The sequence below is a fragment of the Flavobacteriaceae bacterium genome, from assembly GCA_014075215.1.
Classification (GTDB): Bacteria; Bacteroidota; Bacteroidia; order Flavobacteriales; family Flavobacteriaceae; genus Polaribacter.
The window spans coordinates 200,044-223,971 of sequence record CP046177.1; the positions used below are offsets into that span (position 1 = coordinate 200,044).

Annotated in this window: 21 protein-coding genes and 3 pseudogenes; 12 read left to right on the forward strand and 12 right to left on the reverse strand. The window is 35.2% G+C overall.

The window, feature by feature from the left end:
- The first annotated feature begins 33 nt into the window (after positions 1-33).
- The 6 genes and pseudogenes from GKR88_01095 to GKR88_01120 all read left to right on the forward strand — a co-directional run bounded on the left by GKR88_01095 (position 34) and on the right by GKR88_01120 (position 3,581).
- Positions 34-435: an SRPBCC family protein gene (locus GKR88_01095; protein QMU63002.1), complete on the forward strand. Its 402-nt coding sequence runs from the start codon at positions 34-36 to the stop codon at positions 433-435.
- A gap of 2 nt (positions 436-437) precedes the next feature.
- Positions 438-827, forward strand: a complete 390-nt coding sequence (locus GKR88_01100; GenBank protein QMU63003.1) for a VOC family protein — start codon at positions 438-440, stop codon at positions 825-827.
- Between the two features lie 2 nt (positions 828-829).
- The gene (locus tag GKR88_01105) at positions 830-1,888 is read left to right on the forward strand and encodes an o-succinylbenzoate synthase (GenBank protein ID QMU66608.1); all 1,059 of its coding nucleotides are present in this window, start codon (positions 830-832) and stop codon (positions 1,886-1,888) included.
- 92 nt (positions 1,889-1,980) lie between these two features.
- A complete protein-coding gene (locus GKR88_01110; protein QMU63004.1) occupies positions 1,981-2,235 on the forward strand; it encodes a helix-turn-helix domain-containing protein in 255 nt (84 codons plus the stop codon).
- Between the two features lie 21 nt (positions 2,236-2,256).
- Complete coding sequence (locus GKR88_01115; protein QMU63005.1) at positions 2,257-2,604, forward strand: transposase; 348 nt, start codon at positions 2,257-2,259, stop codon at positions 2,602-2,604.
- A gap of 1 nt (position 2,605) precedes the next feature.
- Positions 2,606-3,581 (forward strand): annotated as a pseudogene (locus GKR88_01120) (DDE transposase).
- Positions 3,582-3,867: 286 nt separating this feature from the next.
- Here GKR88_01120 and GKR88_01125 read toward each other — a convergent pair.
- Positions 3,868-5,033, reverse strand: a protein-coding gene (locus tag GKR88_01125) for an IS3 family transposase (protein ID QMU63006.1) whose coding sequence is annotated in 2 segments (ribosomal slippage) — positions 3,868-4,769 and positions 4,769-5,033 — 1,167 coding nt in all. Because the reading frame shifts where the segments join, the coding sequence is not laid out codon by codon here.
- A gap of 167 nt (positions 5,034-5,200) precedes the next feature.
- On the opposite strand from GKR88_01125, the pseudogene GKR88_01130 reads away from it, so the two are divergent.
- A pseudogene (locus GKR88_01130) lies at positions 5,201-5,353 on the forward strand (DDE transposase).
- A gap of 197 nt (positions 5,354-5,550) precedes the next feature.
- Positions 5,551-6,885, forward strand: a complete 1,335-nt coding sequence (locus GKR88_01135; GenBank protein QMU63007.1) for an MATE family efflux transporter — start codon at positions 5,551-5,553, stop codon at positions 6,883-6,885.
- A gap of 204 nt (positions 6,886-7,089) precedes the next feature.
- Here GKR88_01135 and GKR88_01140 read toward each other — a convergent pair whose 3' ends face one another.
- The gene (locus GKR88_01140; protein ID QMU63008.1) at positions 7,090-8,007 is read right to left on the reverse strand and encodes a hypothetical protein; all 918 of its coding nucleotides are present in this window, start codon (positions 8,005-8,007) and stop codon (positions 7,090-7,092) included.
- Between the two features lie 41 nt (positions 8,008-8,048).
- The gene (locus tag GKR88_01145) at positions 8,049-9,083 is read right to left on the reverse strand and encodes a hypothetical protein (GenBank protein ID QMU63009.1); all 1,035 of its coding nucleotides are present in this window, start codon (positions 9,081-9,083) and stop codon (positions 8,049-8,051) included.
- 478 nt (positions 9,084-9,561) lie between these two features.
- On the opposite strand from GKR88_01145, the gene GKR88_01150 reads away from it, so the two are divergent.
- Both GKR88_01150 and GKR88_01155 read left to right on the forward strand, forming a co-directional pair.
- Complete coding sequence (locus tag GKR88_01150; GenBank protein ID QMU63010.1) at positions 9,562-10,314, forward strand: enoyl-CoA hydratase/isomerase family protein; 753 nt, start codon at positions 9,562-9,564, stop codon at positions 10,312-10,314.
- 2 nt (positions 10,315-10,316) lie between these two features.
- On the forward strand, positions 10,317-10,772 hold the full coding sequence (locus GKR88_01155; GenBank protein ID QMU63011.1) for a 6-carboxytetrahydropterin synthase QueD: 456 nt from the start codon (positions 10,317-10,319) through the stop codon (positions 10,770-10,772).
- Between the two features lie 8 nt (positions 10,773-10,780).
- On the opposite strand, the gene GKR88_01160 is transcribed toward GKR88_01155, so the two are convergent.
- From GKR88_01160 to cyoE, 9 genes are all read right to left on the reverse strand, one after another.
- Positions 10,781-12,112, reverse strand: coding sequence for a TolC family protein (locus tag GKR88_01160; GenBank protein QMU63012.1), 1,332 nt, complete (start codon positions 12,110-12,112; stop codon positions 10,781-10,783).
- A 219-nt stretch (positions 12,113-12,331) separates the two neighbouring features.
- A complete protein-coding gene (locus GKR88_01165) occupies positions 12,332-12,553 on the reverse strand; it encodes a hypothetical protein (protein QMU63013.1) in 222 nt (73 codons plus the stop codon).
- Positions 12,546-13,070, reverse strand: a complete 525-nt coding sequence (locus GKR88_01170) for a DUF420 domain-containing protein (protein QMU63014.1) — start codon at positions 13,068-13,070, stop codon at positions 12,546-12,548. Before GKR88_01170 ends, GKR88_01165 begins: the two co-directional genes overlap by 8 nt.
- Positions 13,063-13,767: a redoxin domain-containing protein gene (locus tag GKR88_01175; GenBank protein ID QMU63015.1), complete on the reverse strand. Its 705-nt coding sequence runs from the start codon at positions 13,765-13,767 to the stop codon at positions 13,063-13,065. The genes GKR88_01170 and GKR88_01175 overlap by 8 nt, the downstream gene beginning before the upstream one ends.
- A gap of 11 nt (positions 13,768-13,778) precedes the next feature.
- Positions 13,779-14,435 carry a hypothetical protein gene (locus GKR88_01180; GenBank protein ID QMU63016.1) on the reverse strand — a complete coding sequence of 219 codons (657 nt, stop codon included), beginning with the start codon at positions 14,433-14,435 and terminating at the stop codon, positions 13,779-13,781.
- A 49-nt stretch (positions 14,436-14,484) separates the two neighbouring features.
- Positions 14,485-14,826 (reverse strand): cytochrome C oxidase subunit IV, encoded by a 342-nt coding sequence (locus tag GKR88_01185; GenBank protein ID QMU63017.1) that lies wholly within the window; start codon positions 14,824-14,826, stop codon positions 14,485-14,487.
- A gap of 25 nt (positions 14,827-14,851) precedes the next feature.
- Positions 14,852-15,832 (reverse strand): cytochrome oxidase subunit III, encoded by a 981-nt coding sequence (locus GKR88_01190; GenBank protein QMU63018.1) that lies wholly within the window; start codon positions 15,830-15,832, stop codon positions 14,852-14,854.
- Positions 15,833-15,883: 51 nt separating this feature from the next.
- Positions 15,884-16,474, reverse strand: coding sequence for a heme-copper oxidase subunit III (locus GKR88_01195; protein ID QMU63019.1), 591 nt, complete (start codon positions 16,472-16,474; stop codon positions 15,884-15,886).
- Between the two features lie 2 nt (positions 16,475-16,476).
- Positions 16,477-17,379, reverse strand: a complete 903-nt coding sequence (cyoE, locus tag GKR88_01200; GenBank protein ID QMU63020.1) for a protoheme IX farnesyltransferase — start codon at positions 17,377-17,379, stop codon at positions 16,477-16,479.
- Between the two features lie 398 nt (positions 17,380-17,777).
- Between cyoE and GKR88_01205 the strand changes: the two are divergent.
- Positions 17,778-20,679: pseudogene (locus tag GKR88_01205) on the forward strand (LuxR family transcriptional regulator).
- Between the two features lie 210 nt (positions 20,680-20,889).
- Positions 20,890-23,919 (forward strand): SusC/RagA family TonB-linked outer membrane protein, encoded by a 3,030-nt coding sequence (locus GKR88_01210; GenBank protein QMU63021.1) that lies wholly within the window; start codon positions 20,890-20,892, stop codon positions 23,917-23,919.
- Positions 23,920-23,928: the final 9 nt, after the last annotated feature.

The following is a 23,928-nucleotide window of genomic DNA, read 5'->3' on the forward strand; positions in this document are numbered from 1 at the left end:
CATTATACGACACAAATAGCAGTCAACAAGCCATTGAATGAGACCTTTACCATGTTTAACGATACATCTGCTTTGAAAGCGTGGATACCGGAATTGAAAAGCATAGAAATACTAGAAGAAAAACCGGGAAAAACCGGTAGTCGATATAAAGTAGTTGTATTAGATGGAAACGGAAATGACATTACTATGGAAGAAAAAGTTCTTGCCTATATAGCAAATGGGAAAGTTACGTTTCAATTCGATTCCCGGGGAATGTTAAAAACAGACGATTATACATTTACATCCGAAGAAAATAAAACGGTCATTAAAAAAAATACTACTTGCAGGAGTACTTCCTATATTTTTAGTTGTATGATGCCCTATTTTAAAGGAGTATTTAAAAACATAGATCAAGAATATTTAACTAATTTTAAGGCATATGCCGAAAAACAATAGATATGGACATTAATATGGTGAGTTGGTTCGAAATTCCGGTGAATGATATGGATCGCGCAAAAAAATTCTATGAATCAGTATTTCAGGTGGAGCTATCCATAAACGATTTCGGAGGCATTTTAATGGGTTGGTTTCCTCCGGCAGAAGACATTACGGTGTTGGGAATCAGTGGTTCCTTAGTAAAACATGAAACCGAATACATCCCCTCTGCAACACATGGGGCGCTAGTATACTTTAATTCGCAATCCGGAGATATAGACAATGAATTAAGCAGAGTAGAATCGGCAGGAGGACGTATTTTAAAACCGAAAACATTGATTTCCAATGAAATTGGTTATATGGCTGTCATCCTGGATACCGAAGGAAACAGAATAGCATTGTACAATAAATAATGTTGATTGCTGCCAGTTATAAAAAATATACACTGCACTTCAAAATTCCCGGTGGCACTTCAAGAGGAGTACTCACCACCAAAGAAACCTGGTTTATCATCTTGGAGAAACAAGGTAAAAAAGGAATTGGCGAATGTGGAATCCTCAGAACATTAAGTATAGATGACAGACCTGACTATGAAGCTACATTACAATGGGTTTGTAACAACATCCATATCGGATTGGAAGAGTTATTGGAAGAAACCACAGCATTTCCCAGCATCCAGTTTGGTTTGGAACAAGCTTTTTTATCGTTACAAAGCCACCCTACACCCTTTACACTGTTCCCTTCTGATTTTACAAGAGGGAAAGATACCATCCCTACCAACGGATTGATCTGGATGGGAGACAAAGCCTATATGAAATCTCAAATAAAAGAAAAATTAAATGCGGGATTCTCATGTATTAAGATGAAAATAGGAGCTATTGATTTTGATACGGAGTTGTCATTGCTGACATCCATAAGAAAAGAATACACATCTGGCGACATAGAATTGCGGGTAGATGCTAACGGAGCATTTCAACCGAAAAACGCTTTGGAAAAATTAAAAAAACTCTCGGAATTTGACTTGCATTCCATAGAACAACCTATTGCGGCAAACCAATTGGAAGAAATGGCGCTACTATGTGAAAAATCGCCGTTAGCCATTGCTTTAGATGAAGAATTAATAGGCGTTTTTTCCGTAACAAAAAAGAAAAAAATACTACAAACCATAAGACCACAATATATTATTTTAAAACCTAGTTTAATAGGGGGATATAAAGGAAGCATCGAATGGATCACATGGGCTGAAAAGCAGCAAATCAAATGGTGGGTTACAAGTGCCCTGGAAAGCAATGTAGGGCTAAACGCCATTGCGCAATGGACCTATACTCTAAAAACAAATATGCCACAAGGACTGGGAACAGGCAACTTATTTACTAATAATATAGAAAGCCCGTTAGAAGTAAAAAACGGAGTACTAAGGCACCATATAACACGAAGTTGGAATTTTAATATAGGATGTTATGTTTCATACTGACCTACCACACAAACAGCACATTTGGTTTTTCTCCGGTGCTAAATGACAATTAATCCGATAATATTTTTATTTTTGACAAAAATTGACAAAATATGTTGGACACATTTGTTTCAATTGGTGACACTCTAAAAGAAATAAGAGAAACCAAAGGTTTTCATCTTCAAGAAGTTGCTAAAAAAACGGCTATAAATTATACGATATTGAGTCGAATTGAAACAGGAAAGCGACTTCCGACCAAACCCCAAGTTCAAAATTTAGCCACTTTTTATAACTACAGTGAAGGGGAGCTAATAAAACATCTAATTAGGGATCAAGCAAAAAGTTTGTGGAGTAGGTTAATTTTTTAGAGTTTTGGTTTAAAAACTCAAATGCATACACAAGAGCTCCTGAAGCATTTTTTACCCGAAGGTATTTTAGATTACTTTGAACTTAAAGAGGTAAAAGATTCAACGAACAAACTTACTTTGGTTTTAGAAGAAAAACCTATACAACCAGATGAGTTATCTCATCGTAAATTACATTCCAAAGGATTTTACCCAGTAGTAGATATTCAAGATTTTCCAGTACGTAACAAGGCTTGTTTTTTACAAGTAAAACGTAGACGATGGTTAGATGTTGATACCTCAGAAGTATTCTCAAGAGATTGGAATTTGGTAGCAAAGGGAACTCGAATGACAGAAGAGTTCTCTCTTTTTTTAAAGAGGCTTGTTAGATAGTATTCCAGTAAGTTGTAAAAGTTTATCTACCTACTATCACCTTAACGGCAAGCGATTAGAAGAACAATATCGCAATCATTTAAGTAACTTTTTGACTTGGGATCAATTAGCTCATGCCGACCAATGGCTGCTTTTTAAGAAGAATATAGGAACTCATTTAAGTATTGATGAAGTAGCATACTCAAGGCGAGCTCTATACAGTGATTACCAACAAAGCAGGTAAAGGAAAACGAGGCAGTTTAGTAGCCATAGTAGCTACCACACAAAGTGAACGAGTCATAGAAGTGTTAAGGAAAATTCCAAGTAAAGACCGATATTTAGTAGAAGAAATCACTTTGGATATGGCACCTACTATGGAAAAGATTGCTAAAAAAGCCTTTCCTAAAGCTACTCAGGTCACAGACCGATTTCATGTACAAAAACGAGCTTATGATGCCTTGCAAGAAATTCGAATACAGTATAGATGGAAAACCATAGAACAAGAAAATAATGAAATAGCATTGGCTAAAGAAACAGGAAAAAACTTTAAACCGAATATCCTTGACAATGGAGATACTCCCAAACAACTACTAGCTAGAAGTAGGTATTTACTCTTTAAAGCCCCTAACAAATGGACAGCCAAACAAAAATTTAGAGCAGAATTACTCTTTGAAAGATACCCCAACTTGGAACGAGCTTATGAGCTTACTAGAGAACTGGCAACGATTTATCAAAAGACAAAAGACAAGGCGGTAGCATATACAAAACTAGCTAGATGGTATGATAAGGTAGAAAAATCAGAGTTCAGTAAAAGTTTTGGAACAGTAGCTAGATCAATACAAAGTCATTATCGAAGCATCTTAAATTTCTTTGATAATAGAAGTACCAATGCTTCTGCTGAATCTTTTAATGCTAAAATAAAAACTTTTAGACTACAATTTAGAGGCGTAAGATCTGTTCCTTTCTTCCTATTCAGACTATCTAAAATTTATGCGTAAAAATCTAAATCCCACAACTTTTTTGCTTGACCCCTAATTAGCGACAAAATACTGTATGAAGTTCAAAATGAAGATTTTGGACTTGAAGGTTTTCATCTTGCTGAACAAAAAATAAAATACGGACTATCTCTTTTCAATGACTATGACCATCTTGAAAAGTTTGAATTGCACAGTCGAAGATACATAGGAAATAAAGCAAAATTGACTAACTGGATAATGAAAATTATTCAGAATGAAACTTCGGGAACCGACACTTTGGATATGCAACAAAAAATGGTACAAAAAGTTAAGCTACATTTTTGATTTGATATAATTTTTCAAATTCGATGATATTTTTGTAACCAAGAGCAGAATGTCTTCTGTATCTGTTGTACCAAGTTTCTATGTATTCAAAGACTTTAATTTGAAGACTTTTGTTGGATATAAACTTATTGTCTATCATTAGTTCTGTTTTGATTGTTTTAAAAAAAGATTCAGCTACTGCATTATCCCAACAGTTTCCTTTTCTACTCATACTGGGTGTTACATGATAACTTTTAAGGATATTAACAAACGCATGAGATGCGTATTGTACACCTCGATCAGAATGAAAAATCATACCTTCACAAGGCATTCTGTTGTTTACAGCCATTCTCCATGCAGCAATGATAGTTTGTCTTGCTTTGAGTCCATTGCTCAAAGACCAACCAATGACTTTACGATCAAACAGGTCAATAATTACCGTTAAGTACAGCCATCCTTGTGCAGGCTTTAAATAGGTAATATCAGAAACCCATTTCTGTGCAGCAGCGGTAGCTTTAAAATCTCTATCCAATACATTATCAGCTACCGGATATTGATGCTTAGAATCTGTCGTGACAACAAATTTCTTTTTACGAACTGCTTTAATCCCGTGTTTTTTCATCAATCGTGCTACCCTAGACCTAGATACTTTAAACCCTTTAGCTTTGAGTTCCTCTGTAATTCTAGGACTTCCATAAGTAGATTTACTTCGCTCACAGATACGGTGAATCTCAGAGAGTAGCATACGATTTTTTCCATCTCTATCTGATGGAACATAATTCTTACTCCTGTAATAACTGTTTCTACTAATTTTAAAAATTTTACACATCTTCCCAACCGGATATTCTCTACTGTAATCTTTGATAAATTTCAATACTTCCGATCGCTCTTGGAGAAGATGCTCACGGCATTTTTTAAGATATCCCGCTCCATGGTAACATCCTTGAGCTGTTTACGTAATCGCTCTAACTCTTTCTGATCTTCTGTGAGTTGTTTGACGCCATTACCGCTAAAAGCTAAATCAGGACGCTGTTCTAATTCTCTACGCCATCTGTAAATAAGATCTGCACTGATTCCCAATTCCATGGCAATCTGCTTTGTGTTACCTCGTACATTGCTTAATTCTACTGCTTTAATTTTAAACTCTTTACTGTATTTTCTTCGTTTCATATGGTTAAGTTATTTTAGATAAAATTAGCTTAACTCTTTGTCACTCTAAATGTAGCAAGTCCAAAAAATGTAAAGTAAAAGCCAAACAACGATTTGAACATTGGTTTGAGGATACAGAAAAATTGGAATTTAAAAATTTCAATACAGCAATGAACAGTATTAAACATCATTTTAATACCATCTTAAACTTTTTTGACAATAGGAATACAAATGCAAATGCAGAGTCTTTTAATTCAAAAATAAAACTCTTTAGAGCCAATCAAAGAGGCGTAAGAGATACACAATTTTTCCTCTTTAGACTTGAAAAATTATTCGCTTAATACCCATAAAATTTACTTGAGCCATTTTTTGATTGAATCGAAAAATAGTAACTTTATTTTTGAGTGCCTGTTTAGATATTCGGGAAAAATGGATAGAACATTTTTTAAATCTTTTAATTCTTGAACCTTTTGATTCATGAAACACCAAATTCAGTTAAAAATATCCAGATATCCTAACGGCCATTTAATTTTATCTTTTGAAAATAGACATTAGTTTTAAGCGAATTAACACTCTTGCCGTACCTGCATTAATTGCCGGTATTGCCGAACCAATTATATCCATTACCGATACTGCCATTGTAGGGAATATAGCGTTTCATGCCACGGAAAGCCTGGGAGCTGTTGCTATTGTGGGTACGTTTATCTCCATGTTGGTATGGGTTTTCGGACAAATCCGAAGTGCCATATCATCTATTATTTCTCAGTATTTGGGTGCTCATAAATTGGATGAGGTAAAAACATTACCCGCCCAGGCTATCATTCTTGTTGTGAGTGCAAGTATTATTTTGGTGGTGTTTACCTATCCTTTTGCAAGAAACATTTTTTCGCTTTACGGTGCTTCGGATCAGGTTTTGGAATATACTACTGATTACTATAAGATCAGAATCCTTGGTTTTCCTTTTTCTCTGTTTGTATTTGCCGTTTTTGGAACTTTCAGAGGTTTACAAAATACATACTACCCGATGGTGGTTGGAATTTTTGGCGCTTGTATGAATGTAGTATTGGACTGGGTGTTGGTTTATGGTATAGAGGGGTTTATTCCTGCTATGAATATCAAAGGAGCCGCCTATGCCAGTTTTATATCTCAGGTATTAATGGCTGTAGCTTCCGGATATTACTTACTTAAAAAGACAAACATCACACTTACCATTGTATTTCCTTTTAATAAAGAAATAAAACGACTGATCGGAATGGTACTCAACTTATTTGTAAGAACGATTGCTTTGAATGTTGCATTGCTTTTTGCCGTATATAAGGCTACCGGTTATGGAAAAGAATCATTAGCTGCGTATGGTATCGGGATACAATTGTGGTTTTTAGGTGCTTTTATTATTGACGGATATTCCAGTGCCGGAAATATATTATCGGGAAGGATCTTAGGAGCAAAAAAATATAATACTCTTATTGCGCTGAGTAAAAAACTGACAGTGTATGCATTGTATACGGGAATTATCTTAATCATCATTGGATTTTTGTTATATACGCCAATAGGTGCTGTTTTTACAAAAGATCCGCTGGTATTAACTCAGTTTTATGATGTATTTTGGATCATCATCATCATGCAACCTTTTTGTGCTGTCACATTTATTTTTGACGCTATATTTAAAGGAATGGGAAAAATGAGGTTTTTAAGAAACGTATTACTCTTTTCAACTTTTTTTGTTTTTATACCTTCTTTAGTAGTATTAGACAAGTTGGGCTATAAACTCCATGCTGTCTGGTTTACATTTTTTTTATGGGTTTTGGCAAGGGGAATCCCCTTGATTATAAAATTTAGAAGAACGTTTTTACCCCTGATTCAAAAAAGTTAACTTTGGTACACCTTGGCAGCTAATAGGACCAAAGATTGTTCAAATACAGAAATATGGGCAAGGGTTGAGCACGTCTTTGGGTTTATGGAAAAATCATGGACAGTATAAAACCTACGCCAGTATTAAAATAAAACCAGCGTAGGTTTTTTATGTTTTTATGGGCAAAAATTAAATAATAGCCATAAATTTAGTGCGAAGTTCTACTTAAAATAGAAGGTGCACATCAATACTGGCTAGTCCACCATCATTAAAAGCTTTACCAAAATCATCTTTCCCGTCACCGTTAAAATTACCGGATAACCATTTCTGTGTGTCCCAAAATCCGCCTTGCCTGGTAACCAATCTGTTGAAACCAAATCCTGATCCACTGGATAGATGTACGTCGATACTGGCTAGCCCGCTGTCATAAAATACTTTAGCAAAATCATCTTTCCCATCACCGTTAAAATCACCGGATAACCATTTTTGTGCGTCCCAGAATCCGCCTTGCCTGGTAGCCCACCTGCTGAAACTAAAACCTGATCCACCGGATAGGTGTACATCAATACTGGCTAGCCCACCGTCATTAAATACTTTAGCAAAATCATCTTTCCCATCACCGTTAAAATCACCGGACAACCATTGCTGTGTGTTCCAAAATCCGCCTTGCCTGGTAGCCCATCTGCTGAAACTAAAACCTGATCCACTGGATAGGTGTACATCAATACTGGCTAGCCCACCGTCATTAAATACTTTAGCAAAATCATCTTTCCCATCACCGTTAAAATCACCGGACAACCATTGCTGTGTGTTCCAAAATCCGCCTTGCCTGGTAGCCCATCTGCTGAAACTAAAACCTGATCCACTGGATAGGTGTACATCAATACTGGCTAGCCCACCGTCATTAAATACTTTAGCAAAATCATCTTTCCCATCACCGTTAAAATCACCGGACAACCATTGCTGTGTGTTCCAAAATCCGCCTTGCCTGGTAGCCCATCTGCTGAAACTAAAACCTGATCCACTGGATAGGTGTACATCAATACTGGCTAGCCCACCGTCATTAAATACTTTAGCAAAATCATCTTTCCCATCACCGTTAAAATCACCGGACAACCATTGCTGTGTGTTCCAAAATTCCAAAATCCTGATCCTTGGTGTACATGGTAGCCCATCTGCTGAAACTAAAACCTGATCCTGAAACTGGATAGGTGTACGTCAATACTGGCTAGTCCACCGTCATTAAATACTTTAGCAAAATCATCTTTCCCATCACCGTTAAAATCACCGGATAACCATTTTTGTGCATCCCAGAATCCGCCTTGCCTGGTAGCCCATCTGCTGAAACTAAAACCTGATCCGCTGGATAGGTGTACATCAATACTGGCTAGCCCGCCATCATTAAATACTTTAGCAAAATCATCTTTCCCATCACCGTTAAAATCACCGGATAACCATTGCTGTGTATTCCAAAATCCGCCTTGCCTGGTAGCCCATCTATAGTGCATAACTGATGGGTATATAGTTTCTAAAGCTATTTTATCATTGTTATTGAAATTGCCGCTCACCCCACTATGAAAACACGCTAACATAAGAGATGTGCTATCATAACCTGTTGGTGTTCCGGAAATATGGTTAGCACCATCATAACCAACACCCTCACTGGCATTTTGACCACAACTCTGTCGGGAGAACCAATCGGTGTGTCGCAAACCGACACTATGACCAATCTCGTGAGTAATCACATGTTCTATCACATTAACACTAGAGTTCCTTAGACCAAAAATTTGATTCCATTTGTGTGGAGCCCCATTACTACTAGGAAATCCTGCTATTCCACCAGGAGAAGATACAGAGGGATTGTTGTACACTACGATATCTGCATTGGTTGAACTACTAAAAGATAATGTAAATGTGATATTAATGTCAAGAGCATTATAATTTTGCACAGCTAATCCCAAAGCTGTACGTTCTTTAGAAGACAACCCGAAGAAACCACCAGTATAGCCAATAACGGAGATCGTTTTTCCTGCAGTGACTAAATTGTTTGTACTATATTGACGGCCATTCTGCTGTCCTAATTCAAATAAGTGTTTCTCAGAAATTGCGATGTCATTCTCAATAAGTAGTAACTCCTCGGAAGTCCCATCAGGATAGTTAAATACTTTATATTCTACAAAATCAGCGTTGAGATTTAATGAAGTTAACTTGTCCTTGATTTCTTGAGAAACTTATTTTGTCGCCTCTACCTGATTAGATAAGTTCTCTATATTCTCATCTTTAGAACAAGAGATGGCTATAAAAATGATGAATAATAAGGTCAGAAATGTAAATGATAATTTCTTCATAATAAAAAATTTAGGGTTAAGTATATTAACAAAGCTAGAACAAATTATCAAAGAAAGAAATCCCAATTTACAATGAAATTTTTACATCACCATAAGTGGTGAATGGTATTAAAAAACGGATATAAAAATTCTTATGGGTTTCCGTAACGCTTTCATTTTAAATTGATTTTGTATAGCACTGCGGACCTGAACACCAATGAAAACTCCGTGCTGTCCGGGTTACATTTTTTTATGGGTTTTGGCAAGGGGAATCCCCTTGGTTATAAAATTCAGAAGAACGTTTTTACCCCTGATTCAAAAAAGTTAACTTTGGTACGTTCTTAATTCTTGATAAGAATATCACAATAATATGAACGGAAATCTATATACACATATTCAAAATAATGTTGGGATCATTAAATTTGGCCATCCGGCAGGGAATTCTTTTCCAAAAGCACTTTTGGAGAGCTTGACAAATGAGCTTGACAAACTTTCGGATAATGATGCCGTATCCGTTATTATTTTAAAATCCGAAGGAGATAGAACCTTTTGTGCAGGTGCTTCTTTTGACGAGCTTATGGCCATTGAAACTCCCGAACAGGGAATCGCTTTTTTCTCCGGTTTTGCCAATGTCATTAATGCGATGAGGAGCAGTACAAAAATGATGATAGGATGTGTGCAGGGAAAAGCCGTTGGCGGAGGGGTGGGTTTGATAGCCGCATGTGATTATGTGTTTGCTACAAAAGATGCAGCAATTAAACTTTCCGAATTTACAATAGGCATTGGTCCTTTTGTAATTGCTCCTGCCGTAGAACGAAAAATAGGCATTGCAGGCTTATCGGAATTAACTGTTGCCGGGCACGAATGGAAAAGTGCCTATTGGGCAAAAGAAAAAGGATTGTATGCAGCAGTATTTGAAACTCAAAAAGAAATGGAATCCGAAGCAGAAGCCTTGAGTATGAAGCTAGCGTCATATAATCCTGCCTCCTTAGAAGAAATGAAAAAAGTTTTTTGGAAAGGAACCGATAATTGGAACAGCCTGTTGAAAGAAAGAGCGGCAATATCAGGTTCTTTGGTCTTGTCAGACTTTACTAAAAAAGCATTGCAAAAATTTAAAAAATAACCATGAGTACCATACGAATTACCAAACAATTTAATTTCGAAACGGGGCATGCTTTATACGGATATGATGGAAAGTGTAAAAATGTACATGGGCATAGTTATAAATTAGATGTTACTGTTATCGGCACTCCTATAGAGGATACCCACCATGTAAAATATGGAATGGTGATTGACTTCTCCGATTTAAAAAAAATAGTGAAAGAAGAAATTGTCAATGTATTTGATCATGCGACGATTTTCAACAAAAATACGCCACATATAGAACTGGCCAAAGAATTAAAAGATCGCGGTCACCATGTAATTTTAGTTGATTATCAGCCTACCAGTGAAATGATGGTTCTTGATTTTGCTGCAAAAATCAAGAAACGACTTCCGGAAAACATTCAATTGTTTAGTTTAAAACTCCGGGAAACCGAAACTTCATTTGCAGAATGGTTTGCTTCGGACAATAATATATAGTTGTTTGGTTAATCCAAACGAAGTTCTCCGTAGTAGAATTGCAGCACTTTTGTTTTAAAAACAAAATCGTATTTTGATCTGATCAAAGCAGACTCTGCACTTACTAACCTGTTTCTGACCAAATCAAAATCAAATAGAGACATGGCTCCCAAACGATAGCTTTCCTGAGCATTTTTAAATGCTTCCCTTTGTGATTCCAAAGATATTGTAGCTGCTTCATATACTTTTGAAGCAGCTTTGGAATCCAGATAGGCCTGCTCTATGGTTTGCTGTAAATTCAATTTTTGACTCTCCAGGTTTAGCTCGGCAGTACTTTTATTAATAATAGATTTTGCTACTGTATTCTTATTTTGAAATCCGCTAAAAATAGGTATGTTAACAGAAACTCCTACTCCATATTGAAGCCTGTCATTTAATTGATCAAAGAAATTAGCATTCCGTTGCCCCGGGAGTAAATTGTTGAATTGATTAAAATAAGAAGTGCTGGTTGCCAAGTTATAAGAAACAGAAGGTAAAAAGGCCGCTTTTGAAATTTCAATGGATAAATCCGCATTTTCTATAGCTAAAGTCGCATTTTTTATTTGAGGTTGTATTTCCAGTGCCTTTTCATAAACTATATTTGAGTTTTCATATGGTAAATTTGCTGACGGAAATCCGACATTAATCTCTAAAACATCAAAATTTTCATAGGGTACCTGAAGTAACTGAGCTAAATTTAATAACGCCAGGTTTAATGCATTTTGCTGAGTAACAACATTCTGAGCATCATTTGCAGCAGTAGATTGTACATTCAGCAAATCTCCTTTCGGTATTACTCCCGCATCAAACCTGTCTTGGGCGGCATCCACTTGTTTTTTGCTTATTTCTGCCTGTACTTCGGCAACAGCAAGATTTTCTTTTGCAAAAAGAACATTCAGATAACCATTCACTACAAATAGAGAAATGTCATTTTGAATTTTTTCTAAGGTCAATTTACTGGCTTCAACCCCTAATTTTGCCTGTTTATAGGTGTTTAGGTTTCTAAATCCGTTAAAAATAGTACCTCTTGCAGATACACTAAAATTAGTATTGAAGTTATCCGTTGTTGTTAAAATTCCGTTTTGATCCGGAGATAAGCCCGACCTGAAATCGACGTTGTTCGAACCGCTTATATTAGGCAAAAAATTCCCTTTGGCAATCTCAACATCTCTTTCGGCCAGTAAAATATTCAACTGGTTCTGCTGAACCGTGATATTTTTTTTCAATGCTTCATCTACACATTCTTTTAAATTCCATTTTTTTTGTGAGTATCCAAAACTGGCCAGAATTAGTAATGCTATGATTAGAAACTTTTTTTTCATGTTGGTTAGGTGCTTTATACTATTCACTATTATTTTTCTCAAAAAACTAAGCCGATTTTCCGGGCGTTTAGAGTTTGTTTATTCAGTTCTTAACTAGGAATTTTTTAAACCCGAAACTATATGAATCGGTATATAGTTAATACATTATCTTTTAAAGTGGTATGGTTTTAAGACGAGTAAAATTAAAATATGTTACAGATTTGAGCTCTTATTAAAATGTTAATTTTTGATTTTTTTGCGATATTTGTAAAGAAAATAAAAAAGAACTCCAACTAAAACATACGGAAAAGCCATTAAATAGGTAATACCCAGATTGATTCCTTCTGCCATAGGTTGGTCTCCGTTTTCTACCACAGCTTTACACATAGCACACTGGGAATAGGAATCATTAGTGATGAATAAGCAGCTACTAATAAAAAAAACATACTTGTATTTATCCATAATATGGCGATATCATTAGATATACAACCACTCCGGTAATGGCAACATATAACCAGAGCGGAAATGTGATTTTTGCTATTTTTTTATGCTTGGTAAATTGTCCCAATTTTGCTCTCATAAATGTAATTAATACAAAAGGAATGACGACAATTGAGAGTAAAATATGAGAGAGTAGCACAAAATAATAGATGTACTTTACAACACTTTTTCCGCCAAATTCTGTCGGGTCCGAAGTCATATGGTAGGCAACATACATGACTAAAAATACTGTGGAGCATACCAAAGCAGTCATATTGAGCCTTTCATGTATTTTTCTGTTTCCTTTTTTGATTGCTATGACAGCCATGATTAAAAGAATAGCAGTAATTCCATTAATGGTAGCGTAAATAGGAGGTAGAAAATGCAAAGGTGCAACATTAGGAATTTTTACTCTGAACAATATCGCAACAACTATTGGAATTAAAACGGACAACATTATAATTCCTCTTTTATATTGCTTTTCTTGTAATTTATTCATTTAATAATGCTTTAATATCTGTTTTTAATTCTTCTATTTGATCAGCAAAACCACCTTCTTCTATTGCTCTGTAATACAATATGGGGTTTCCATAGGCATCTTTCCTCGATCTTATATATCCTTTTTTATCTATCAAAGCAAATAACCCGGAATGTTCAAACCCTCCGTGACTTTCTTCTCCTTTGCCTGCATATAATTTAAACCCTTTGTTGGACAAAGCATATACAACAGTATCCGGTTTCCCCGTTAACAAATGCCAGTTTTTATAAGTAATTTGATTTCTTGCTGCATATTCTTTTAGTATTGCCGGAGTGTCAATACCCGGAGTAATGGAAATAGAAGCTATTCCAAAAGCATCATTGTTGGCAAATGTGCTTTGTATGGTAACCATCTTACCCTTCATAATAGGACAAATTGTCGGGCAAGTAGAGAAAAAAAACTCCACAACATATACCTTACCCGCAAATGTTTTGTTGGTGATGGTATCTCCATGCTGATTGATAAACTCAAAATCGGGCACTTTATTAAATGTATATAAATCCGAAAGAGCTGCCTTTTTATTTTTTTTAACTTTATTTAATCGATTTTCTTTAACAATATCATTATTCTGATATCTGGTAACTATTTTAGGGATAGCATATATCCCAAATATTAAAATGATAAAAGCCACTCCTACATAAGAATATTTATTCTTCATCTTTATAAAGATTAAATTTCTCTGTTTCTTTTATTCTTTTTCAATGCCAATCTATATTCTGCCAAAACCACTTTCACATCGTCTTTCATTTTGTTGTTTAGTTCAGCAACGGATTGCATGTTGTATCCGAATAACAACCCATATTTAGAATCCTTATCATTCGTTCTTCCTCTTAAGTTCAGATCTTTATCTACAATAAATGCTCTTGAAGAATACTTTGTCGGTGGCAGGGAGGATTTCGTTTGTAAGCTGTTGTACAAAGTATCTATTTGAGCATCTGAAGCCGGGATAAAATTCCACTTTATCATATCGGTAAAATTACCTAAATCTGATTTCAAGGTATGTACAGCAGGCGCACTTTCTTTTGGGTAAATGGCTACGATTTGAAAATCTTTAAAATCATAAAACGGTTTGTATATTTTCTGATTTAAGTTAAAAAAACTCCCTTTTACTTTATCTATATCGTATCCTAAAAAGCAAAGAATACTAATTTTATCTTTCAACCGGATGACATTTGCGGTATCAATATTTGAAATATCGTATATTTTGGGAGTTATCACAGGCAATCTTGTAAAGTTATTTATTCCCGTGGAAAGGAGTAGAAAAAAAACTAACGGAAAGATAAATAGTGTAAATAAAACCGCTTTTTTCTTGGATATTTTTTTCATTATGAAAGCTAAAAAAAGGTGGTAAAACCACCTGAATATTAAAAATATGTTACCACTTTACTAATGGTGCTAAGGTGTCATATAAATAATCTCCCTCGATCAATAACAAGGTTATAAGGTAAATAATTAAAAAAACAGCCGTCCATACCACTGCTCTTCGAAGCCATTTTTTCTCACCTTCCATATGCATAAAAGTCCACGTAATTCCGTATGCTTTTGCCAAAGTAAGAATAATAAATATCCAGTTTAGCCAGCTTGTCCCTAAAAAAATACCTAAGTGTAACCCTTTGGGTTTATAAATCCCAAAAGCTACTTCTACAATTGTAATTATTGACAGAATGCCAAATACAACCCATATTCTTTTTGCATTTGATTCGTGTGCGTGTGCCATCGTCCTATTTTTCTTAATTTTTAAATTATACTAAGTAGAAGAAGGTAAAAACGAATACCCATACTAAATCTACAAAGTGCCAATATAAACCTACTTTTTCTACCATTTCATAGTGTCCTCTTTTTTCATAAGTGCCTAGAATAATATTGAAGAAAATAATGATATTGAAGACGATCCCTGAAAAAACGTGAAACCCGTGAAATCCGGTAATGAAGAAGAAGAAATTAGCAAAAATAGTATTTCCGTATTCATTTACTTCCAAATTCGCCCCTTCTGCCACCAACTTGGCTTTTGCGAGTTCGGATGCTCCTGCTTCTCTTGATAAAATGGTTTTTTGTTTTGTATCTAAATTTATTAATTCCGTTCTGATTTGGACATCGGAATCTGCATTATATGCATTTACAATTTGATCAATGGAATAGTTAGGTATGGTACCTTCCGATTCAAACCACAATCCGTTTTTTCGGGTGTGCTGTACCCTGTGGGCTGTTCTTTCTCCAATGACAAAATCAGACAATGCTATTTGATGCCCATCCTTTACAAATTGTAAGATTTTACCATCAGTAGTTTTTACGGCTCCATAAGAACCTTTGATAAACGTATTCCACTCCCATGCTTGAGAACCCACAAATATTAACCCTCCTATGATAGTAGCAAACATATACCAGGCTACTTTGTTTTTCTTCATCTGATGCCCTGCATCAACAGCTAGTACCATCGTAACCGAAGAAAAGATGAGGATAAATGTCATGAAAGCAACATAGATCATCGGAAAACTGCCATGCGTAAAAGGGACATGAGTAAATACTTCATCAGCAATGGGCCAGGAGTCAATAAACTTATAGCGGGTTAACCCGTAAGCAGCTAAAAAACCCGAAAAAGTCAATGCATCCGATACGATAAAAAACCACATCATCATTTTACCATAACTAGCTCCAAACGGCTTTACGCCACCACCATTCCATGTTTGCTTTTTTTCCGAGTGTACAGCAATGTTTGCTTCCATAAAATTTACGTTAAATATATTTTTAAAATACCTGCCAAAATTAATCAATTTTTATTTCCTGATAAAATAGAAAAAGAGAAATAGAAAAGTCCATAAAGCACCTACAAAATGCCAAAATATTGCCCCAAGCTGAAACCCGAGAAAATCAGCAGCCGTATATTTATGTCTGAAATGATTAAACAATATAACCAACAACACTATGATACCTGCCATTACGTGTAGTGCATGCATTAGACTGATACCAATAAGAAATGAAGCTGAGACGGTGCTCCCTTCCCCTGTAAAATACAAGCCCGCTTCTTTTAACTGATGAAACCCTTCATATTGTTGCCAGATAAACAACAGACCCAGCATAAAAGTAATCGCCAGTAGTATAATAGATTCGGGCCTTTTATTTCTCTTTATAAATAGTTGAGATAGGAATAAAGTAGTACTACTTACGATGATGAGTAGGGTGCTTGTAAAAAATGCTTGGGGCAAATCAAAAGTAACCCAGTCGTCCCGTTTCATACTTATAAGGTATGCACTGGTTAATCCTGCAAAAAACATCACCATACTAATCATGGAAACCCACAGCATCGGTTTTGCGGTTTTTCTTTTTGCTACAGTTAATTCTTCTTCAAGTGTTTCTTTGTTCGCCATAATTAATGTAAAAATTTATCTATCACATATACCACCTGCACCATTGTTATGTAAAAGATACTTGACAGCATCAGTTTTCGGGCTTCCTTATCATGACGAGTTTTGTATAATCGATAGGCATAATACAACATAACTCCTCCAAGTAAGGCAATTATGAATGCGGTCACCGGATATATATAGAATTTTCCTGTTACCTTAAATACGGGCGATACGGATACTACTATCATAATAAACGTGTAGAAAATAATTTGTCTGATAGAACCGGCATCTTTTTTGTTCATTGGCAGCATATTGAATCCGGCTTTTTTATATTCTTCGTATTGTAGCCATCCAATGGCCCAAAAATGTGGAAATTGCCAGAAAAACTGTATCATAAATAAGAAACCTGCTTCAATCCCGAATTGATTTGTGGCAGCTACCCACCCTAGCATGAATGGAATAGCACCCGGAAAGGCGCCTACAAAAACCGTTAATGGCGTTACCGATTTTAAAGGAGTGTAAGCGCAAGTGTATAAAAAAATGGAAATAGCACCAAATAACGCGCTTTTCGGGTTGATTCCATATAAGATAGCTAATCCGACAAGTGTAAAACTTATGGCTATGAAAAAAGCCGTATGAACACTTACCCTGCCGGTGGGCAATGGCCTGTTCATGGTGCGTTTCATCAGCGCATCCGTATCTTTTTCAATAATCTGATTAAAAATATTAGAAGCACCCACCATTAAAAATCCGCCTGTAGCCAATAGAAACAAAACAGAATAATCTATAAAATCTACAGCGAGTAAATACCCTGCCACAGAAGAAAAAACTACACTTAAAGAAAGCCCGACTTTGGTTAGCTGTTTTAAATCTGATAAAAAACTTTTTACGGATGATTTATGTTCGATTCCGGTAATAGAATTCATTTATATAACATTCTTTGCAAAGGTATTTCATAATTATGAAAATACCAATGAACTTATCTTAACTTTTCGTTTTAACCGAAAGTGAACTGAAATTTAACTAGATGAGACACTTTTTGAAAGCGATAGCAGCGCTATAGGTAAGAAGAGTAACAAAATATAGGTGAACTTCAGTCATTTTTTAGGAAATAGAAAAAGTAAAGATGATTTCCATATAGAACCATATGAAAGTTTGTTATCGGAATTATTTCATAAAAGTTGGATCATATGTATTTCAACGTATGAGTTAGAATGGTTTATCTAAACGATATACCTATACTATAAACAATACATTTTATTCATGATTCCTTTATTTTCAGGTTTTTTTCTTAATTTAGTAACCAAGCAAATTTGAATTTACGATGCTACATGTTGTTTTAGTAGTAAGGTCCATATGGACTCTGATAACTGTTTTAGTTACGGCGGTTTCAAAAATACATATACACTCATTGCATAACGATTTTTTATTGCTGAATTATTTTAAATATGGTATACATATAGTATTGTTTATTCCTTTTTTTCTTAACAGTCAGGAATTGCCACCTGTTAATATATATGCTTCCAAAGATTATGGAGCCGGAAATCAAAACTGGTCTATTTCTCAATCGAAAGAAAAATTTATTTATATAGGAAACAATAAAGGATTATTGGAATTTAATGGTGAGATTTGGCGGTTATACACATCACCTAATAAAACTATTATTAGATCCGTAAAAGTAGTGGGCGATAAAATCTTTACCGGATTTTATATGAATTTCGGATATTGGGAAAAAGATGATTTGGGGTCTTTAAATTATACTTCTTTAAGTGAGGAATCCAATATACCACTTATAGAGGATGAACATTTTTGGAATATTATTGAAATGGATGGATGGGTGCTGTTTCAGTCGCTTCAGAGAATTTATTTATATCATTTGGATACCCGGGAATTTAGAATCATTGACGCTGAAAGCACTATCTTAAAGATGATGAAAGTTGACAATACCATTTATTTTTGTAAGCAAGGCAAGGGGATTTATAAAATAGAAAATGGCAGATCGGTATTAATATCCGATCATACTGTTTTTAAAAACAATCCGGTAGTGAATATTTTTAAAAAGCAAGAAGATTTATTGGTATTGACTCAGGATGATGGTTTTTTTATCTTGCAACATAATCAGGCCCTTAAATGGAATACCGATGCTGATCTTATCATTTCAGGCAAAAGTGTTTATAGCAGTATCCAACTGTCTAATGGAGATTTTGTCGTAGGCACGATATCCGATGGTTTTTTTTACCTTGAAAAAAATGGTACTGTTAAATATCATATGAATCAGGCTTCCGGCTTGGGCAATAATACCGTATTGGCTGTTTTTGAAGATGAAGATAACAATATATGGTTGGGTCTGGATAATGGGATAAACAGCATTAATATAACATCTCCTTTTAAAATTTTTAGCAATAAAGACGGGAAGCTAGGTACTATTTACGCCTCAAAAGTATATAAGGGATACTTATATTTAGGGACGAACCAAGGGTTGTTTTATAAAAAGAGTATGTCTGACGATGCTTTTACATTTGTCAAAAATACACAAGGACAGGTTTGGAATTTGACCATCATAGACAATCAGTTATTCTGTGGCCATAACAGAGGTACTTATTTAATAGAAAACAGGAAAGCTATAAAAATTGCAGCTATTGAAGGAACCTGGGGAATTAAAAAAACCTCAAGAGAGACTTTTTTGCAAGGCAACTATAACGGCCTTCATATTTTAGAAAAAAAATCCGGAAAGTGGAGATATAGAAATAAGTTAACCGGATTTGATAATTCCAGTAAACATTTTGAAATGATAGGCAATACGATTTTTGTTGATCATGAGTACAAAGGCGTTTTTAAACTTACAGCAAATGATAGTCTCACAAAAATTCTCAGTGTAGAAAAAGACACTACTGTTGAAAAAGGCATACATTCCAGTCTTATACAGTATCAAAATAAACTTTTATATGCTAATGAAAAAGGCGTTTATGAATACGATTTTTTAAATAATCAGTTTAAAAAAGATGCTCTTTTTAGCTCTTTATATGACGAAAAGAGTTATGATTCGGGAAAATTAATTTTCAATAAAAATAGCCTTTGGGTTTTATCCAAAGAAAATATTTCATATGTTTCTCCCGATCCGTTAAGCAATCATCTCAAAGCACATAAAATTCCTTTAACCGTTAAATCAAAGGAAAGGGGTTACTGGCTATGAGAGTATATCATTGATAGAAGACAACAAATATATTATTGGCAAAACAGACGGGTATATTATGATGGACTTAGATAAATTTACGCCTCCTAAAGAATTTGAGGTTTTTGTGAATCAAATAAAGAACAGCGAACATAATAGTAATGTAAAAACGTATATAGATAAGTCAAAAACATCGACATTTGAAAATCGTCAAAACACCCTCGAAGTTGATTTTAGCGTTCCAAACTATACAAAATTCTCAAAAACAAAGTATTCGTACCGGCTACAAGGAGATTCCGAGCAGTGGAGTCATTGGTCTCACCATTCATATGTACTGTTTGAAAACTTAGCCAGCGGAACATATACGTTTTATGTCAAGGCCAAAATAGGAGATAATCTGAGCTCAAACGTAGCATCATATACATTTGAAATATCAAAAAAATGGTATGCATCCAACCCGATGATGCTGTTTTATGCGTTTTGTATTTTGGTTTTTTCCTTTTCTATGCATACGAGTTATAAAAAATACTACAAAAAGCAGGAAGCTAAATTATTGAGTAAAAAACAAAAAGAAATTGAACTAAAAGAACTTGAGGCAACACAAGAAATTATGAAATTGAAAAATGAAAAGCTTTTGACAGATATCGAAAATAAAAACAAAGAACTGGCAAGTTCTACGATGAGCATGATTAAGAAAAACGAATTTTTGAATGATATAAAGAAAGAGTTACAAAAAGAAGAAGGACGAAATATTAGCAATGTTGTAAGAATAATTGATAAAAACTTAAACAATACAAATGATTGGAAAATGTTTCAGGAAGCATTCAACAACGCTGATAAAGATTTCTTAAAAAAGATGAAATCCAAACATGCCAATTTAACCCCTAATGACTTGCGGTTATGCGCATACCTTAGATTAAATCTATCTTCAAAAGAAATAGCACCGCTACTCAATATATCGCCCAGAAGTGTTGAAGTGAAACGATATCGATTACGTAAAAAGATGAATTTAGGTCATGGCTCCGGCCTAACTAGCTATATCTTAGAAATATAGAGGCACAACATGCGTTTGTCATACCTATACAAAAACACAACAATAAAGTTCTTGATGTCTTTTAAAATATCGTAAAACCCAGTAATAAAGGGGTTTTTCCGTGTTTTTTTGTGTTTTTAGGACTGTATGTTTTTTGTAAAGCACTTATTTAACAATTTGATATTGAAGATATTTATATTTTTATGGAAATGATAAAACTAAAATTTAAATATGAGAGGCCTCATTCTATCAACCTTGTTTACATTGAGTTCATTTTTTGTCTCAGCGCAAAATATAACGGTGAAAGGTGTAGTTAAAGATGCAAAAACAGGAGAACCACTTCCCGGAGTAAATATTGCTGTTAAGAATACTTCAAAAGGGGATATTACCGACCTTGACGGAAATTATACCATTGCTAATGTTCCCAGAGGTGCTGTTTTAGTATTTAGCTATTTGGGATACGTAACCAAAGAAGTAACTGTGGATAGTACTACAATTAACGTATCTCTGGAAGAAAGTGCGGAAAAATTGGATGAAATAGTTGTCATCGGGTATGGAACACAGCGAAAAAAAGAAGTGACAGGAGCTGTTTCCGTGGTTTCCAGTGAAACGATTGAAGATTTAAAGCCGGTAAGAATAGAGCAAGCACTGCAAGGGCAGGTGGCTGGTGTCAATATTACCTCAGCTTCCGGTGCTCCGGGAGCGGCTTCCAACATTAGAATCCGGGGAATTTCTACGAATGGAAATAACAATCCTCTGATATTAGTAGATGGGAATCCGATTGAAGACTTAAGTGTGCTAAACCCTGCGGATATAGCATCTATCAGTGTATTAAAAGATGCAACAGCAGGTATTTATGGTGTTAGAGGAGCGAACGGTGTGATATTGATTACTACAAAATCAGGAAGAAAAAATACCGATTATAAAATTATATTCAATTCTTACATAGGATTCCAACAAACCACAAGGGAGATACCACTGTTAAATGCAACGGAATATGCATTATTGGCAAACGAAGCCTATGCGGCAAACGGACAGGCACTGCCTTTTACGGATGTAACCTCACTTGGACAGGGAACAGACTGGCAAAAAGAAGTGTTTAAAACAGCACCCATTTCCAGTGCAGATGTAACTATTAATAAAGGAACCAAAAAATCTACCTATTCTTTGGGAGTATCATTTTTAACACAAGATGGTATTGTTGGGGAAACAAAAGCAAATTTTAACAGGAGAAACGTAAAATTCAATTTCAGTACTGACATTTTAGATAATTTAAAATTTACATCTTCCTCTCTATATATTAACACCAATAGTAAAGGTATTATCCAAAACACAATAGGCTCCATATTGTACAACGCATTAAACATGCCTCCAACCACTCCGGTTAGAAATGATACCGGTGAATTTTCCACGCCTCCCCCCATAGGAGTGGGTATAGAAGTGGCAAATCCGCTTGCGCAAATAGATGATGCACATAACAGAGTCTGGGTAGATAAATTTTCAGGAAGCCATGCTCTAAATTATCAGTTTTCAGATCATTTGAGCGCAGAATCCAGAATTCAATTTAACTATGCAACCGTTCAGGGAAATACATTTACTCCTATCATTAATTACGGAGCAGGAAATGTATTCAATAATGAAAGGCCATCTTTTAATGTTTTTAAGACTGTGTTTAAAGACTATACATTTGATGCTTTTGTGAAGTATGAAAGAACTTTTAATGATATTCATGAAATCAAAGTATTATTGGGAACTTCGGTTTTTAGATCACAAGGAATTAATAAAAGGAATATAACGAGTTTGGATGTTACGGGAACGGATTTAAACTCATCCGGCCTGAATGGGAGTATCATTGACAATCTAGCGTTAAGTAATCAACCCAGGGAATTTTTTGATAGTAGGTTACTTTCCTACTTTTCAAGATTTCAATATAGCTATGACAATAAATATTTGTTTTCTGCTGTGATAAGGAGGGATGGTTCGTCAAATTTTGCCCCTCGAAACAAGTTTGGTTATTTCCCATCAGGATCAATTGGGTGGATAGCCTCTAATGAAGACTTTTTAAAAGGTTCCAATACGATTAACTTTTTAAAACTAAGAGCTAGTTACGGTATTATAGGAAATGACAGGATTCCCAGTTTTAGGTTCGTATCATTAGTATCCGGTGAAGGTGTATATGTATTCAATGACCAAATAACATTTGGTACGGCTCTGGGGGCCATATCAAACCCGGAAATTAAATGGGAAAAAAACAAACCTTTGGATATCGGGTTAGATATAGGGCTGTTTAATAAGGTTGATATTACCTTAGACTACTTCAATAAAAAAACGGAAGATCTTTTGGTGGAACCCCAGGTTTCCGGAATTTTAGGATCTACTGCACCCGGTTCCGGTCTACCTACTATTAATGCCGGTACTGTGGAGAATAAAGGTTTTGAGTTTTCTATCAGCTATAAAGACCATATAGGAGAAGATTTTAACTTTAATATGAACTACAATTTTACTACATTGGAAAACAACGTTTTGTTTGTAGGCAGTGATTCCGGTTTTCTGGCCGGAGGTTCTTTTGGCATTGGCCAGGATCCGCCTTCGAGAATGGAAGCAGGGTTTCCTATAGGGTACTTTTATGGGTATCGAACAAACGGAATATTCCAAAATCAAACAGAAGTAGATGCCCATGCTACACAAATGAATGCAACTCCGGGAGATTTACGCTTTGTAGATGTTAACGGAGACGGTGTTATTAATACGGATGACAGAACATATATTGGCGATCCCATACCTGATATCACTATGGGACTAAATTTTTCTTTCGATTATAAAAATTTTGATTTTAATATGTATGCCTTTGCATCTGTTGGCAATGAGATTGTAAGGAATTACGAAAGAAACCAGCCGCTCACAAACAGGACTGTATATTATCTGGACAGATGGAGAGGGCAAGGGACAAGTACTACTTTTCCCAGAGTAACTACCGGAGCAACAGGAAACACCTTATTCTCGGATTTTTATGTGGAGGACGGCTCTTTTGTCAGATTACAAAATATTCAGGTAGGATACACACTGAATGAAGAAAGTACTCAAAAAGTAGGTTTTGATAAAGTTAGATTTTATCTGTCAAGTAATAATCTCTTTACCTTAACCAAATACAGAGGTTATGACCCAACCACATCTAATGGAGCTCCCATAGGTGGTGGTATAGATCAAGGGTTTTATCCAAACCCTAAGACATTTTTATTAGGCTTAAATGTTAATTTTTAATAGCAGAAC

Coding starts and splice junctions, on each gene's coding strand:
- GKR88_01115 (QMU63005.1), top strand. CDS start 2,257: ATGCATACACAAGAGCTCCTGAAGCATTTTTTACCCGAAGGTATTTTA.
- GKR88_01175 (QMU63015.1), bottom strand. CDS start 13,767: ATGAAGAATAAATATTCTTATGTAGGAGTGGCTTTTATCATTTTAATA.
- GKR88_01155 (QMU63011.1), top strand. CDS start 10,317: ATGAGTACCATACGAATTACCAAACAATTTAATTTCGAAACGGGGCAT.
- cyoE (QMU63020.1), bottom strand. CDS start 17,379: ATGAATTCTATTACCGGAATCGAACATAAATCATCCGTAAAAAGTTTT.
- GKR88_01185 (QMU63017.1), bottom strand. CDS start 14,826: ATGGCACACGCACACGAATCAAATGCAAAAAGAATATGGGTTGTATTT.
- GKR88_01100 (QMU63003.1), top strand. CDS start 438: ATGGACATTAATATGGTGAGTTGGTTCGAAATTCCGGTGAATGATATG.
- GKR88_01165 (QMU63013.1), bottom strand. CDS start 12,553: ATGGATAAATACAAGTATGTTTTTTTTATTAGTAGCTGCTTATTCATC.
- GKR88_01180 (QMU63016.1), bottom strand. CDS start 14,435: ATGAAAAAAATATCCAAGAAAAAAGCGGTTTTATTTACACTATTTATC.
- GKR88_01190 (QMU63018.1), bottom strand. CDS start 15,832: ATGGAAGCAAACATTGCTGTACACTCGGAAAAAAAGCAAACATGGAAT.
- GKR88_01150 (QMU63010.1), top strand. CDS start 9,562: ATGAACGGAAATCTATATACACATATTCAAAATAATGTTGGGATCATT.
- GKR88_01160 (QMU63012.1), bottom strand. CDS start 12,112: ATGAAAAAAAAGTTTCTAATCATAGCATTACTAATTCTGGCCAGTTTT.
- GKR88_01210 (QMU63021.1), top strand. CDS start 20,890: ATGAGAGGCCTCATTCTATCAACCTTGTTTACATTGAGTTCATTTTTT.
- GKR88_01195 (QMU63019.1), bottom strand. CDS start 16,474: ATGGCGAACAAAGAAACACTTGAAGAAGAATTAACTGTAGCAAAAAGA.
- GKR88_01170 (QMU63014.1), bottom strand. CDS start 13,070: ATGAATAAATTACAAGAAAAGCAATATAAAAGAGGAATTATAATGTTG.
- GKR88_01110 (QMU63004.1), top strand. CDS start 1,981: ATGTTGGACACATTTGTTTCAATTGGTGACACTCTAAAAGAAATAAGA.